The sequence below is a fragment of the Klebsiella sp. 141203 genome (assembly GCF_032601985.1).
In the GTDB taxonomy this organism is placed as follows: domain Bacteria; phylum Pseudomonadota; class Gammaproteobacteria; order Enterobacterales; family Enterobacteriaceae; genus Klebsiella; species Klebsiella aerogenes.
In genome coordinates this window covers 497,548-511,118 of record NZ_JAQIRL010000001.1, presented here as the reverse complement: position 1 = coordinate 511,118, position 13,571 = coordinate 497,548, and the positions used below count along the sequence as shown (strand labels likewise).

Sequence of the window (13,571 nt, the reverse complement as noted above, 5' to 3'; positions counted from 1 at the left end):
TCATTTCTGTCAGGCGCGTTAAAAAGCCCCGTGGTCGACGGGGCAAGGAAAAAGGGAGTTATTTTGGTGGGAAATTAAATATCGAAGAACACGGTCTCTTTATCGCCCTGTAAATAAATATCAAAGCGGTAGACGATTTCATCTCCACGCACTTCACGTTGCGCGATAAGCGTCTGGCGGCGAACTTCCCACTCAATCAGGTTCAGTACCGGATCCTGTTCATTTGCCGCCTGTTCATCAGCGAAATACATCCGCGTATTCAGGCCAATGTTGATACCCCGCGCCACCACCCACAGATTGAGGTGCGGCGCCATCACACGTCCGTCACGGCCGACGACCGCGCCGGGTTTGATGGTTTGAAAGCGCCAGACGCCGGATGCAAAGTCTGAACACGTGCGGCCCCAGCCGCGAAAGTTGGGGTCCAGAGCCTTGCTCTGCTGGCGGTCGTCGGGATGGTTATAACGCCCGTCGGCGTTAGCCTGCCAGAGTTCCAGCAGCACGTCGCGTACAGGCGTTCCGGAACCATCGAAAACCCGTCCTTCAATCGTAATACGTTGGCCTTTGGTTTCCGCGCTCACTAAGTTGGGGCCAAAGTTTTTCTCAAAAATATGAAACCCGGCAGCGTCCGGCGCCAGACCAATATGCACATAGGGCCCGGCAGTCTGCGAGGCGGTTTCAGCTAAATAGTCTTTCATTGGGCGGCCCCTTGAGTACGGTTTTCGAACAGCGTGGCGCGGTGGCCGCGCAGCACAAGGTCAAAACGATAGGCCAGGCTATCGAGCGGCACGGCGGCGTGGGTATCCAGTTCGGCAATCAGGGTACGCACGGCATCATCGTTATTGATGGTTCTGACAATCGGACACTGTTTAATAAGCGGATCGCCTTCAAAGTACATTTGGGTAATCAGCCGTTGCGCCCAGGCATCGCCGGAGAGCGAAAAGTGAATATGCGCCGGTCGCCAGTCGCTAACCTGATTACGCCACGGGTAGGGGCCGGGTTTGATCGTGCGAAAACAGTAATAACCGTTTTCATCGGTCAGTACCCGTCCGCAGCCGCCGAAGTTGGGGTCAATCGGCGCCAGATACTGGTCTTTCTTATGACGGTAGCGGCCGCCGGCATTGGCCTGCCACACTTCGACCAGCGTATTTTTCATTGGCCGGCCAAAGCCGTCGCGCACGTAACCGTGGACGATAATTCGTTCGCCAATCGGCAGGCCGTCTTTGGCGTAGTTGAGAATGAGATCGTTATCCAGCGGACCAAGGTCTTCGCTGCTGAACACCGGGCCGGTAATCTCAGAAAGTGAATTTTGCAGGGAGATGAGCGCATTGCGCGGCGAGCGTAGCACGCTGGTTTTGTATCCCGGCGCTAGTGCCGGCGGATGGCTATTGTAATCGCGATGTACGACCTCGCGCGGTGACCATTTATTATTCATAGGGTACTCCATCAAACGGAAGAGAGGCATGTTGTTGTAATTTCGCCAGAAACAGTCTCTGTAAATGTTTTGTTAATTTAAAGTGAAATTAAATCTAATTTTTCATAACCAGCGGTTATGATTTGTACAAACGAAACGCGGTAGCAGGTTATCCGCATCACAGTTTGTAAATTCTTCCCGCCACTCTTAACGCGCTTTCCTACACTCCAGGAAGTATTCACTGGAGGTAAGACATCATGGCGAACACCATCACGGCTGATGAGATTCGGGAAAACTTTTCACAGGCTATGTCGGCAATGTACCAGCAGGAAGTTCCGCAGTATGGAACCCTCCTGGAGTTGGTGGCGGATGTGAATCTGGCGGTCCTGGAACACAACCCGAAATTACATGAACAATTGGCTAATGCCGACGAACTGGCACGGCTGAACGTTGAGCGCCACGGCGCGATCCGCGTGGGAACGGCGGAGGAACTGGCGACCCTGCGTCGCATGTTTGCCATTATGGGGATGTATCCCGTTAGCTATTACGATCTGTCGCAGGCTGGGGTACCCGTGCATTCTACCGCTTTTCGCCCGGTCGATGATGCGGCGCTGGCGCGTAACCCGTTTCGCATTTTCACCTCCTTGCTGCGTCTTGAACTGATCGGCAACGAGGCGTTGCGCCAGCAAGCGGCGGATATTCTCGCGCGTCGCGATATCTTTACGCCGCGCTGCCGTGAGCTGATTGCGTTACACGAAGATAGGGGGGAATTCACGGCAGCAGAAGCGCGCGAATTCGTCAACGAAGCGTTGGAAACTTTTCGTTGGCACCGTCACGCCACCGTTGACGAGCAAACCTATCACGCACTGCATAATGAGCACCGGTTGATTGCCGATGTGGTCTGTTTCCCCGGTTGCCACATCAACCATCTGACGCCGCGTACGCTCGATATCGATCGGGTTCAGGCGCTGATGCCGCAGTGTGGTATTGAACCGAAAGCGCTCATTGAGGGGCCGCCGCGCCGCGAGGTGCCGATTTTATTGCGACAAACCAGTTTTAAAGCGCTGGAAGAGCCGGTGATGTTCGCCGGTGAACATAAAGGCACGCACAGCGCGCGCTTTGGCGAAATTGAACAACGCGGCGTCGCGTTGACGCCGAAAGGACGAGCGCTGTATGACCGCTTACTGAATGAGGCCGGGGTCGGTAAAGACAACCTTAACCACCAGCGCCATTTGCAGGAGGTCTTTTGCCAGTTTCCTGACAGCGAATTTCTGTTGCGTCAGCAGGGGCTGGCGTGGTTCCGCTATCGCCTGACCCCCGCAGGAGAAGCGCACCGCCATGCTTTTGGCCCCGGCGACGATCCGCAACCGCTGATCGAGCGCGGTTGGGTAGTCGCGCAGCCGATTGTTTATGAAGATTTTTTACCGGTGAGCGCCGCGGGGATTTTCCAATCAAATCTTGGCAACGAAACCCAGGCCCGCAGCCACGGTAACGCCAGCCGTGACGCTTTTGAAGCGGCGTTAGGCTGTGAGGTCCTCGATGAGTTCGAGCTATATCAACAGGCGGAGGAACGCAGTAAACGCCGTTGCGGTCTGCTTTAAAATCGGTACTCTGCATGGCATAACTTGCAAAAGGACGTTGTTATGCAGAATTCATCTACGCCGCTTGTGAAAACGCGGCAGGGCACGCTATCCGGCACCAGTGAACAGGGTATCCATATCTGGCGCGGTATTCCCTACGCGCAGCCGCCGGTTGGCGAGCTGCGTTGGCGTTCGCCGCAGCCACCAGAGCGCTGGCAGGGCGTGCGTCAGGCCGATACCTTTTCCGCCGCCAGCTGGCAGGATATCGAATATTGTCGTGAACTGGGCGGCGGCGATCCTGGCCGTTTCTCAGAAGATTGTCTGTATCTCAACGTGTGGGCGCCCGCCGCCCGCTCGCAGCCGCTCCCGGTGATGGTCTGGCTGCACGGCGGCGGCTACACCATCGGCGCCGGCAGCCTGCCGCCCTACGACGGTAGCGCATTGGCCAGCCGCGAGGCGGTGGTGGTCACGGTGAACTATCGTCTTGGACACCTCGGCTTTTTCGCTCATCCGGCGTTGGAAGGCGAAGAGGGCGAGCGGTTGTATAATTTTGCGCTGCTCGATCAGATAGCCGCGCTACGCTGGGTACAGGACAATATCCACGCTTTCGGTGGCGACGCCGCCAATGTCACCTTGTTCGGCGAATCCGCGGGGGCGCGTAGCGTCCTGTCGTTAATGGCGTCGCCGAAAGCGAAGGGATTGTTCCATAAAGCGATCGTACAAAGCGGTTATACCTTACCGGATTTACCGCGGGAAAAGGCGCTGGCGAAGGGAAAGCTGCTGGCGGAACATTTTTCTCTTGCCGATGCCAGCGCGGAACAGCTGCGGGCAATCCCCGCCGATGCTTTTTGGGCGCTGACAGCGCCGCTGAATATTGGCCCGGCGCCGATTGTCGGCGATGCGGTGCTACCGGAGCCTATGCTCGACACGTTCTTTAAAGGACGTCAGCATGCGATGCCGGTGATGATTGGCTCCAATAGCGATGAGGCCAGCGTGATGGCGGTATTTGGCGTCGATATTGCCGGGCAGATTCAAAAACTGCGGCGCGAACGCCGTTTTGGCCTTGGGCTTATCAAACTGCTGTATCCAGGCGTCAAAGGTGATGAAGCGTTAGGCAGAGAAGTGTGCCGCGATATGGCGTTCACGACTTTGGGGTATGTTGTCATGCAGGCGCAGCAGCGTCTCGGGCAACCGTGCTGGCGCTACTGGTTTGACTATGTGGCCGAAGCGGAACATGAAACTTATCTCCATGGCGCCTGGCATGGCAACGAAGTGGTTTACGTTTTTGACAACCTGACCCGCGCCGAGCCGGTGTGTCAGTATGCCAGTGAGGCGGATAAAGCCTTCGCCGCGCAGGTCGCCGACTACTGGACTAATTTTGCCAGGCTGGCAGGCAATCAGTGCAGCGAGTTAACGGGCCCTGTACGCTGGCCTGCCTGTCAGCGCGGGCGGGACCGTTTATTGCGTATCGGACTCAACAAGCGCGCGGGCTTTAAAGTGGAGAACCGCTTTATGCGCGCGCGGCTGGCGCTGTTTCGCCGGGTGATGAAGCATCATGTGACGCTGGATTAACTAGCGCGGCGCGAAAGCGCGCCAGACCGTCGGCCTTACTTTGCGAGCGGCGAACGACCAGCCGGTAGCTGGCGCCGGTTTTGACGCTGAGCGAGAAGGGGCGACAGAGTCGCCCGGTACGAAGATCCTCCGCAACCAGCGTTTCGTCCGCCATGGCCACGCCGAGCCCCTGCATCGCGGCGGTGATGGCGAGGTCCATGGTGTCGAAATATTGGTTTTTATGCATTTTTAGCGCAGGTTCATGCGGGAAGTGCGCCAGCCACAGCAGCCAGTCGGTTTTATCGCGCGTCGGATGGAGAAATGTAGTGCCTGATAGCTGGGGATCGCACGGCGTATCGGGACTGGCCACCGGCGTGAGGGCCTCTTCAAACAGCAAGTCGCCGGCGCTTTGATGGGTGCCGAAGATAATCGCCGCGTCGTAGGGCTCAGTCTTAAAGTTGACGCTATGCTCGGTGGTGGTGGTCAACGCCACCTGCAATTCCGGATAACGTCGTTCTATCTCCAGTAGTTTCGGCACCAGCCAGCGGATCGCACAGGTAGGCGCTTTCAGGCGCACGACAGTTTGCTGCTGGCGCGCCTGCTCGGCTACCGTTAACAGGCGGCCGAATGCCGACTGCAGCTCAGGATAAAGCGCGCTGCCTTGCGGAGATAGCCGCAGCCCGCGGGCGTGGCGTTCAAATAGCGGGAAGCCAAACCAGCTCTCCAGCGCGGCGATCTGTCGGCTGACCGCCCCTTGCGTCAGGCACAGCTCCTGTGCGGCATGGGTTAGGTTGAGATGCCTCGCGGTTATCAGAAACGTTTCTACGGTATGAAAAGGCAGGGCGCTACGCGACATGTTGGCTCCAGCTATGCATTTTGATCATGGGCAGTATGCCACGCATCGTTGCGAAATTGGGACGATGCGTCCCGTTTTTGCCATCTAATCGTCATCCAGTGCTTACACTATTATTAGTCTCGTTGATACAACGTCTCTCACCGATTAGTTGATGTGTATAAAAGGAGCCACCATGTCTAAACCTTATGTTCGTCTGGATAAAAATGATGCGGCAGTATTACTGGTTGACCATCAGACCGGCCTGCTCTCACTGGTTCGTGATATCGAGCCGGATAAATTTAAGAACAACGTCCTTGCTCTCAGCGATCTGGCTAAATACTTTAAACTACCGACGATTCTGACCACCAGTTTTGAGAATGGCCCTAATGGCCCATTGGTGCCGGAACTGAAAGAACAGTTCCCTGACGCCCCTTATATCGCTCGTCCCGGCAATATTAACGCCTGGGATAATGAAGATTTCGTCAACGCGGTAAAAGCCACCGGTAAGAAACAGCTGATTATCGCCGGTGTCGTCACTGAAGTCTGCGTGGCCTTCCCGGCGCTGTCGGCGATTGAAGAGGGATTCGACGTCTTTGTGGTGACCGATGCTTCCGGTACTTTTAACCCGATCACCCGTGATGCGGCGTGGGATCGTATGTCTCAGGCGGGCGTGCAGTTAATGTCGTGGTTTGGCGTGGCCTGTGAGCTGCACCGCGACTGGCGCAATGATATTGAAGGATTGGGAACCCTGTTCTCTAACCACATTCCGGATTATCGGAACCTGATGACCAGTTTTAACCTGTTGAGCAAGAAATAAACAGCTGGCGGCCAGTTTTCAGGCCTGGCCGCCGCTTCAATCAGACGGGATTATTCACTCATCGAGGCGACAGGGTGCGACTTTGTACGTTGATTTTTCAATAGCCGCGTCGCCAGTACGCCAGACATCATCGACCCATTCACATTCAGCGCGGTACGCGCCATATCGACAATTGGCTCAATGGCGATAAAAATGCCGACCAGCGCCACCGGGAAGTTGAGCGTAGACAGGACAATCAACGCCGCAAATGTCCCTCCGCCGCCGACGCCTGCGACGCCAATTGAGCCCAGAGCGATAGCCGGAAGTAAGCTGGCTAAAAACGAGAACGACAGTGGGTCGATACCTAGCGTGGGCGCAATCATGGCCACCATGATGGCCGGATAGATTCCGGCGCAGCCGTTTTGCCCCATACTGGAACCAAAAGAGGCGGCAATGTTGGCGATGGTATTCGGCACGCCGAATTTTTCCTGAGCGGTAATCGCTAATGGAATCGAAGCCGCGCTGCTGCGGGAAACAAAAGCGAAGGTAAGCACCGGCCACACCGTTTTAAAGTAGCGCAGAGGATTTTGACCGCTAATAGTCAGCAGAATCGCATGCACGATAAACATCATGGCGACTGCCAGATAACAGGCGGCGATAAAGCCTAGCAGGCTGGTGAATTGCGCTAGCTGATAGGTTGAAAAGACTTTTGCCATCAATGCGAGGACACCGTATGGCGTCAGCGCTATGACGATACGTACCATCTTCATCACCCAAATTTGAATCGCGTTAATCCCGCTACTTAATTTTTGACCTTCCTCCGGCGCCTCTTTTTTCACCTTCAATAACGCCACGCCGGCCAGCAGGGTAAAGATGACGATGCCGATAACCGATACGCTGCGCGCGCCGGTCAGGTCGAGAAAAATATTTGTCGGGATCAGCGAAGTGACCAGTTGGGGTAGCGAAACGGCTGTGGTTTTGCTGACGTCTTCGGCGGTCAGCGTCGATTGCATATGGCTGAATGCGCTGGCGTCGAGACCGATCAGGTTAGCGGTAAACAGGCCGACCCAACCCGCAATCATTACCAGACACAGCATGCAGGCGACGATGGTTAAGGACATTCGGCCAATACCGGCGCTATTTTCGAGTTTGTTAATCGCTGACAAAATTGAAATAAAAATCAGCGGAACCGCGACAAGTTTCAGCAAATTAACATAGCCGTTGCCGACGATACTGTACCAATCAATGACCGTTTTACGCGGTTCGTTGGCAATGAAATGGAGCGATAATCCGAGAAGGGCGCCGAGAAAGATGGCGATAAAAACGCTTTTTGATAACGAGTGGCTTTTTTGTTCGAGTTTAAAAAGTCCCCATGATGCGATTAAAAATAACGCGATATACGCTGGCGTAATAAACATAAGATGTGCCTCTTGCCCCATTCAGCACCTGAAATGCCGGAAAGAGATTTATTCCAAATTTCTCTAAGACGGTCAGTAGCCTTAGAACCGCTGGGGATTATAAAGAATTGAATAGTATAAGGCATACAAAAATTGTGGTTCATGGCCTGAGTGTTAGCCCCGTCATGTTTTAAAGGCGTCCTGAGCCATGATCGGAATGCATAGCTCTTATGATAACAATTCGCTTGTCGCCTGAAGTCGCTTTGGTTTGAATGGATATGCAAATAAAACGAGAAAGGATTAATCATGGTTCTTAGTGCTTCGGTCACCACTCGCTCGAAATTGCCGGATGTCGGCACCACGATTTTTACCGTTATTGGCCAGCTTTCAGCGCAGCATAACGCGATTAATCTCTCTCAGGGTGCGCCTAATTTTGCCTGCGACCCACATCTGGTGGCCGGCGTGACGCAGGCGATGACCGCCGGACATAATCAATACGCGCCGATGACCGGCCTGCGGGCTTTAAAAGAGCGTATCGCTGACAAAATCGCCACGTTATATGGCACGCAATATGATGTCGATAACGAAGTGTTGGTTACCGCTAGCGCCAGCCAGGGGATCTATTCCGCCATTGCCGGGCTGGTACATGCTGGCGACGAGGTGATTTACTTTGAGCCTTCGTTTGATAGCTATGCCCCGATAGTGCGTCTGCAAGGCGCGACGCCGGTGGCGATTAAGCTCACCGTGCCGGATTTCGCGATTAACTGGGACGAGGTGCGCGCCGCGATTACCCCGAAGACGCGGATGATCATCATTAATACGCCGCATAATCCAAGCGGCCAGGTATTATCCGCCGACGACCTTAATCAACTGGCGATGCTGACCCGCAATACCGATATCGTGGTTTTGTCCGACGAAGTCTACGAGCACGTAGTCTTCGACGGCGAAAAGCATCACGGCATGGCGACCCATCCGCAGCTAGCGGAACGCAGCGTGATTATCTCTTCCTTCGGCAAGACCTACCACGTGACCGGCTGGCGGGTTGGTTATTGCGTGGCGCCAGCGGCGCTGATGGATGAGATCTGCAAGGTACATCAGTTCCTCATGTTTTCTGCCGATACGCCGATGCAGTACGCTTTCGCAGAGCATATGCAGAACCCGGCTTCATGGCTGTCGCTGGCCGCTTTTTATCAACAAAAGCGTGATTTGCTCCAGCAACTGCTGCAAGACTCGCCGTTCCGCTTATTGCCGAGCGCCGGCTCTTTCTTCATGCTGGCGGATTATCGCCATTTCAGCGATGAGCATGACAGCGAGATGGTGAAGTGGTTGATTACCGAATACGGCGTCGCCACGATTCCGCTATCGGCATTTTATACCGATGGTACTGATAACAAACTGATTCGGCTCTCTTTTGCCAAAGATGAAGCCACATTGCGGGCCGGCGCGCAGGCGCTGTGCCGCGTTAAGCCGCGTTAAGGAGCCAGACGATGAAAATAAAAGCCCTAACTCTTGCTTTGGGAATGCTGTGTACCGTATCAAGCTTTGCCGCTAGCGAATTACGCTACGGCGTGGAGGCGGAATATCCGCCGTTCGAAAGCCGTAATCCGGCAGGGGAGTTGCAGGGTTTTGATATTGACCTCGGCAACGCGATTTGTCAGGCCGCGCAGTTGAAATGCAGCTGGGTCGAAACCTCCTTTGATGCGCTCATTCCGGGACTGGTGGCGAAGAAATTCGACGCGATTAATTCGGCGATGAACATTACCGAACAGCGGCGCAAGAGTATTGATTTCACCCAGCCGATCTACCGTATTCCTTCACAGCTGGTGGGCAAGGCCGACAGCGGTATGCAGGCGACGCCGGATGGGCTGAAGGGCAAAACCATCGGCGTGCTACAGGGCTCGATTCAGGAAACCTTTGCCAAAGAGCATTGGGAAAAACACGGCGTCACGGTGGTTTCCTATAAAGACCAGAACATGGCGTGGGCCGATCTGCTTAACGGCCGTATCGACGCCTCGCTGGTGATGTCCGCGGCCGGGCAGGCCGGGTTCCTCAGTAAGCCGCAGGGTAAAGGATTCGGTTTTATCGGTAAGCCGGTGGCTGATAATACGATTCTGGGCAGCGGTATTGGCTACGGCTTGCGCAAGGGCGATGAGGCAACTAAAAAACAGCTCGACGCGGCAATTGATAAAGTGCGCGCCGACGGCACTATCACCCGTCTGGCGGCGAAGTACTTCCCCGGTATCGACGTCAGTGTGAAATAATCTTTACTTGCGGCTCTTTGTTTCGCAAAGAGCCGCCCGCATTACATCAGTACCACCGGTTTGATGACTTTACCGGAAGCTGAATCTGCGAAAGCCTGATTAATCTCTTCGAGCGGATAGAATTCGATAAGCTTATCAATGGGGAATTTTCCTTGTTTATAAAACTGTACCAGCTGCGGGATAAACAGCTGCGGCACGGCGTCTCCTTCGATTACTCCTATCAATGATTTACCTTCCGCCATTAGATCGTTTTGCACATTAAAGGTGATATCGCCCGTAAAGCCGACGACCGCCACCGTGCCTAACGGCTTAATCGCGTGGATTGCCTGCAGAACGATGGCGGCGACGCCGGTCGTTTCGATGGCGTAGTGCGCGCCTTTGCCGGTCAGTTGGCGAATAACCGCAACGCTATCTTCCTGTTTGCCATTGATCACGTGGGTTGCGCCGAGTTCACATGCCAGCTCAAGGCGATTGGCATGAATATCGACGGCGATGATTTGGCTACAGCCGGTGAGCTTTGCAGCCATAATGGCGCTTAAACCAACCGCGCCGCAGCCGAATACCACCAGCGATTCCCCGGCCACCGGTTTTAGTCGATTTAACACCGTGCCGCTACCGGTTTGAATTCCGCAACCCAGCGGACCAAGAAGCGATAGTTCGACTTCACGGTCGACAACAATAGCATTCGTCGCTTTGGTGACCACATACTGACTAAACGAAGATTGACCGAAGAAGACGGATAATTCTTGATCATCCAGACGATAAGGGGTGGTGCCATCGTCTAAGCGTCCACCAAAGTTTAAGTCATTGAAACTTTCGCACGCGGAAGGATGGTTGGTGAGGCAGTTTTCGCAGTGATGGCAGGCGGCGTAGCTCAGTACCACGTGATCGCCAATTTCGACCCCACGAACGGCATCACCGACGTTAACCACGATACCTGCGCCTTCGTGGCCCAGAATGGCGGGCATCGGCAGGATTCCGGCGTTATCGCGGATCACCGCGTCGGTATGACAAACGCCTGTGGCGACAATTTTTACCATCACTTCGTCTTTTTTAGGGGCGCTAACCTGAATATTTTTAATGCTAAATGGCTGTTGATAACCCAACGTCACGGCGGCTTTTACTTTCATTAGATACTCCTGACATTTTTCCCTGGAGAGTAGAGATTACACCTGGCGTGATGAAAATTTATCCTGTTCGTGCTGAAAATAAACAAAATGCGGGTAAAAACGGTTAGGTATCGGATCGGCGCGTGTTCGCCAAAACAGTTCAGCGATAGCGATCGCTGGGTGGTTATTCAGTCTGTTCCGGTGGACATCTTTTTTTTCATGCTTTTCGCCTGCCAACAATTGGATTATCAATCATTTTTGTCTAGAGTGAGCGGAATTCACGACGCAGATGTTTGCAACGTTGCGTATCCGTCGAACTCTCAAAAAGGACGCTTTTCCAGGCATGAACCGCAGACGTTTTCTTAAATCATCCATGGCTGTTGCCGCCGTATGCGGAACGTCAGGAGTCGCCTCGTTATTCACTAAAGCGGCTTTCGCCGCGGATTCTGCTATCGCCGATGGCCAGACGCGCCGCTTTGACTTTTCCGTCCTGCAGGCGATGGCTCATGACTTAGCCCGTCAGCCGTGGGGCGGCGCGCCGCGTGACCTGCCGCCGACGCTGGCGAATCTGACCCCTCAGGCCTATAACAGCATTCAGTATGATGCGGCGCATTCGCTGTGGAATAACGTTGAAGAGCGTAAGCTGGATATCCAGTTTTTCCATGTTGGTATGGGCTTCCGCCGCCGGGTGCGCATGTTCTCGCTGGACGCGCAGTCTCAGCAGGCGCGGGAGATACATTTCCGTCCGGAGCTGTTCCAGTACAACGACGCCGGCGTTGACACCAAACAGCTGGAAGGGCAGACCGATCTTGGTTTCGCCGGTTTCCGCGTGTTTAAGGCGCCGGAACTGGCGCGCCGCGATATCGTCGCCTTCCTGGGCGCCAGCTACTTCCGCGCGGTCGACAGCACTTACCAGTACGGCCTGTCGGCGCGTGGTCTGGCCGTCGACACCTTTACCGATACGCCGGAAGAGTTCCCGGATTTCACGTCATTCTGGTTTGAAACCGTCAAACCTGGCGCGACGGTGTTCACCGTTTACGCGCTGCTCGATAGCCCAAGCGTCACCGGCGCTTATAAGTTCACCGTGAATTGCCAGGAAACGCAGGTGATCATGGATGTCGAAAATCATCTCTATGCGCGCAAAGACATTAAGCAGTTGGGCATTGCGCCGATGACCAGCATGTTCAGCTGCGGTAATAACGAACGCCGGATGTGCGATACCATCCATCCGCAAATCCACGATTCTGACCGCCTGTCGATGTGGCGCGGCAACGGCGAGTGGATTTGCCGTCCGCTGAATAATCCGCAAAAGCTGCAGTTCAACGCGTTCCAGGATAAAAACCCGAAGGGATTTGGCCTGCTGCAGCTGGATCGCGATTTCAGTCATTATCAGGATGTGATGGGCTGGTATAACAAGCGCCCGAGCCTGTGGGTGGAGCCCCGTAATCAGTGGGGAAAAGGGGCCGTTAGCCTGATGGAAATCCCGACTACCGGCGAAACGTTGGACAATATCGTCTGCTTCTGGCAGCCGGAAAAACCGGTAAAAGCGGGTGATCAACTGGACTTTAGCTACCGCTTGTACTGGAGCGCGCAACCGCCGGTACGCTCTCCGCTGGCGCGAGTGCTGGCGACACGTACCGGAATGGGCGGCTTCCCGGAAGGATGGGCGCCGGGTGAACATTATCCGGACAAATGGGCGCGCCGCTTTGCTATCGATTTTGTTGGCGGCGACCTGAAAGCCGCGGCGCCGAAAGGCATTGAGCCGGTGATTACGCTCTCCAGCGGCGAGGCTAAGCAGGTAGAGATCCTCTACGTCGAGCCGTTTGACGGCTATCGAATTCTCTTTGACTGGTATCCGACTTCAGATTCCACCGATCCGGTGGAGATGCGCATGTTCCTGCGCTGCCGTGGCGACGCTATCAGCGAAACGTGGCTGTATCAGTACTTCCCGCCTGCGGCGGATCGGCGTAACTACGTTGATGACCGGATTATGAAATAACCAGGTCGTTGATACCCGCCCGCGGTGCGCTACTGCGGGCGTTGTTGTTTATCAGTGAGATATTGCCATGACTGCCGAAAACGGCCCCACCATCGAAACTATCCCGGTCAACGAACAGCTGGAGCTGCGTGCGGTTGACGAACGTTACGTCAGTGAGCTACATCAACTGGTGCTCAAAAACCGTGACTGGTTGCAGCATACGTTAAGCTGGCCTGCGGAAGTGCTGAGTGAAGATGAAACCCGGCGCCACGTGCAGGGAAACGTGATGCTGCACCAGCGCGGTTATGCAAAAATGTTCCTGCTGTTTTTACAGGGGCAGATGATCGGCGTACTGTCATTTAACCAGATTGAACCGTTGAACAAGACGGCCTATATCGGCTACTGGATCGATCAAAACCATCAGGGGCAGGGACTGTTATCACAGGCGTTACAGGCGTTTATCCACCATTATGCGCAAACGGGCATCGTGCGCCGTTTCGTTATTAAATGTCGGGTCGCCAACCAGCGCAGTAATCAGGTGGCGCTGCGCAATGGTTTCCAACTGGAAGGTTGTCTGAAGCAGGCCGAGTTTTTAAATGGCGCGTATGACGATCAGAATATCTACGCGCGGATTATCGACCCGCAATAAGTGG

The 13,571-nt window shown here is 54.7% G+C and carries 12 protein-coding genes; 7 read left to right on the top strand and 5 right to left on the bottom strand.

Annotated elements, in window-relative coordinates; genetic code table 11:
* Positions 1-74: 74 nt before the first annotated feature.
* Positions 75-695 carry a protocatechuate 3,4-dioxygenase subunit alpha gene (gene pcaG, locus PGR29_RS02555; protein WP_087859503.1) on the bottom strand — a complete coding sequence of 207 codons (621 nt, stop codon included), beginning with the start codon at positions 693-695 and terminating at the stop codon, positions 75-77.
* A complete protein-coding gene (gene pcaH / locus PGR29_RS02550) occupies positions 692-1,432 on the bottom strand; it encodes a protocatechuate 3,4-dioxygenase subunit beta (protein WP_087859504.1) in 741 nt (246 codons plus the stop codon). The genes pcaG and pcaH overlap by 4 nt, the downstream gene beginning before the upstream one ends.
* Positions 1,433-1,668: 236 nt before the next feature.
* Here pcaH and hglS point away from each other — a divergent pair, with 236 nt between their 5' ends.
* Positions 1,669-3,012, top strand: a complete 1,344-nt coding sequence (hglS, locus tag PGR29_RS02545) for a 2-oxoadipate dioxygenase/decarboxylase HglS (protein ID WP_087859505.1) — start codon at positions 1,669-1,671, stop codon at positions 3,010-3,012.
* 42 nt (positions 3,013-3,054) lie between these two features.
* The gene (locus tag PGR29_RS02540; protein WP_316423995.1) at positions 3,055-4,563 is read left to right on the top strand and encodes a carboxylesterase/lipase family protein; all 1,509 of its coding nucleotides are present in this window, start codon (positions 3,055-3,057) and stop codon (positions 4,561-4,563) included.
* On the opposite strand, the gene PGR29_RS02535 is transcribed toward PGR29_RS02540, so the two are convergent.
* Entirely contained in the window at positions 4,502-5,398 is an 897-nt protein-coding gene (locus PGR29_RS02535) for a LysR substrate-binding domain-containing protein (protein ID WP_087859507.1), read from the bottom strand. The two genes, PGR29_RS02540 and PGR29_RS02535, sit on opposite strands and share 62 nt — an antisense overlap.
* A 172-nt stretch (positions 5,399-5,570) precedes the next feature.
* On the opposite strand from PGR29_RS02535, the gene ycaC reads away from it, so the two are divergent.
* A complete protein-coding gene (ycaC, locus tag PGR29_RS02530; protein ID WP_015366381.1) occupies positions 5,571-6,194 on the top strand; it encodes an isochorismate family cysteine hydrolase YcaC in 624 nt (207 codons plus the stop codon).
* A gap of 50 nt (positions 6,195-6,244) precedes the next feature.
* On the opposite strand, the gene PGR29_RS02525 is transcribed toward ycaC, so the two are convergent.
* Complete coding sequence (locus PGR29_RS02525) at positions 6,245-7,591, bottom strand: L-cystine transporter (protein ID WP_316423994.1); 1,347 nt, start codon at positions 7,589-7,591, stop codon at positions 6,245-6,247.
* A gap of 285 nt (positions 7,592-7,876) precedes the next feature.
* Between PGR29_RS02525 and PGR29_RS02520 the strand changes: the two genes are divergently transcribed.
* Together PGR29_RS02520 and PGR29_RS02515 are read left to right on the top strand one after the other, a co-directional pair.
* Positions 7,877-9,046: a pyridoxal phosphate-dependent aminotransferase gene (locus PGR29_RS02520; RefSeq protein WP_316423993.1), complete on the top strand. Its 1,170-nt coding sequence runs from the start codon at positions 7,877-7,879 to the stop codon at positions 9,044-9,046.
* An 11-nt stretch (positions 9,047-9,057) separates the two neighbouring features.
* The gene (locus PGR29_RS02515) at positions 9,058-9,831 is read left to right on the top strand and encodes an ABC transporter substrate-binding protein (protein ID WP_316423992.1); all 774 of its coding nucleotides are present in this window, start codon (positions 9,058-9,060) and stop codon (positions 9,829-9,831) included.
* 41 nt (positions 9,832-9,872) lie between these two features.
* Here PGR29_RS02515 and PGR29_RS02510 read toward each other — a convergent pair whose 3' ends face one another.
* Positions 9,873-10,961 carry an NAD(P)-dependent alcohol dehydrogenase gene (locus PGR29_RS02510; protein WP_316423991.1) on the bottom strand — a complete coding sequence of 363 codons (1,089 nt, stop codon included), beginning with the start codon at positions 10,959-10,961 and terminating at the stop codon, positions 9,873-9,875.
* 322 nt (positions 10,962-11,283) lie between these two features.
* Here PGR29_RS02510 and PGR29_RS02505 point away from each other — a divergent pair, with 322 nt between their 5' ends.
* Together PGR29_RS02505 and rimL are read left to right on the top strand one after the other, a co-directional pair.
* Positions 11,284-12,939, top strand: coding sequence for a glucan biosynthesis protein D (locus PGR29_RS02505; protein ID WP_087859511.1), 1,656 nt, complete (start codon positions 11,284-11,286; stop codon positions 12,937-12,939).
* Between the two features lie 67 nt (positions 12,940-13,006).
* Complete coding sequence (gene rimL, locus PGR29_RS02500) at positions 13,007-13,567, top strand: 50S ribosomal protein L7/L12-serine acetyltransferase (protein WP_087859512.1); 561 nt, start codon at positions 13,007-13,009, stop codon at positions 13,565-13,567.
* Positions 13,568-13,571 lie beyond the last annotated feature (4 nt).

Coding starts and splice junctions, on each gene's coding strand:
- PGR29_RS02505 (WP_087859511.1), top strand. CDS start 11,284: ATGAACCGCAGACGTTTTCTTAAATCATCCATGGCTGTTGCCGCCGTA.
- PGR29_RS02515 (WP_316423992.1), top strand. CDS start 9,058: ATGAAAATAAAAGCCCTAACTCTTGCTTTGGGAATGCTGTGTACCGTA.
- ycaC (WP_015366381.1), top strand. CDS start 5,571: ATGTCTAAACCTTATGTTCGTCTGGATAAAAATGATGCGGCAGTATTA.
- rimL (WP_087859512.1), top strand. CDS start 13,007: ATGACTGCCGAAAACGGCCCCACCATCGAAACTATCCCGGTCAACGAA.
- pcaH (WP_087859504.1), bottom strand. CDS start 1,432: ATGAATAATAAATGGTCACCGCGCGAGGTCGTACATCGCGATTACAAT.
- PGR29_RS02520 (WP_316423993.1), top strand. CDS start 7,877: ATGGTTCTTAGTGCTTCGGTCACCACTCGCTCGAAATTGCCGGATGTC.
- PGR29_RS02510 (WP_316423991.1), bottom strand. CDS start 10,961: ATGAAAGTAAAAGCCGCCGTGACGTTGGGTTATCAACAGCCATTTAGC.
- pcaG (WP_087859503.1), bottom strand. CDS start 695: ATGAAAGACTATTTAGCTGAAACCGCCTCGCAGACTGCCGGGCCCTAT.
- PGR29_RS02540 (WP_316423995.1), top strand. CDS start 3,055: ATGCAGAATTCATCTACGCCGCTTGTGAAAACGCGGCAGGGCACGCTA.
- hglS (WP_087859505.1), top strand. CDS start 1,669: ATGGCGAACACCATCACGGCTGATGAGATTCGGGAAAACTTTTCACAG.
- PGR29_RS02535 (WP_087859507.1), bottom strand. CDS start 5,398: ATGTCGCGTAGCGCCCTGCCTTTTCATACCGTAGAAACGTTTCTGATA.
- PGR29_RS02525 (WP_316423994.1), bottom strand. CDS start 7,591: ATGTTTATTACGCCAGCGTATATCGCGTTATTTTTAATCGCATCATGG.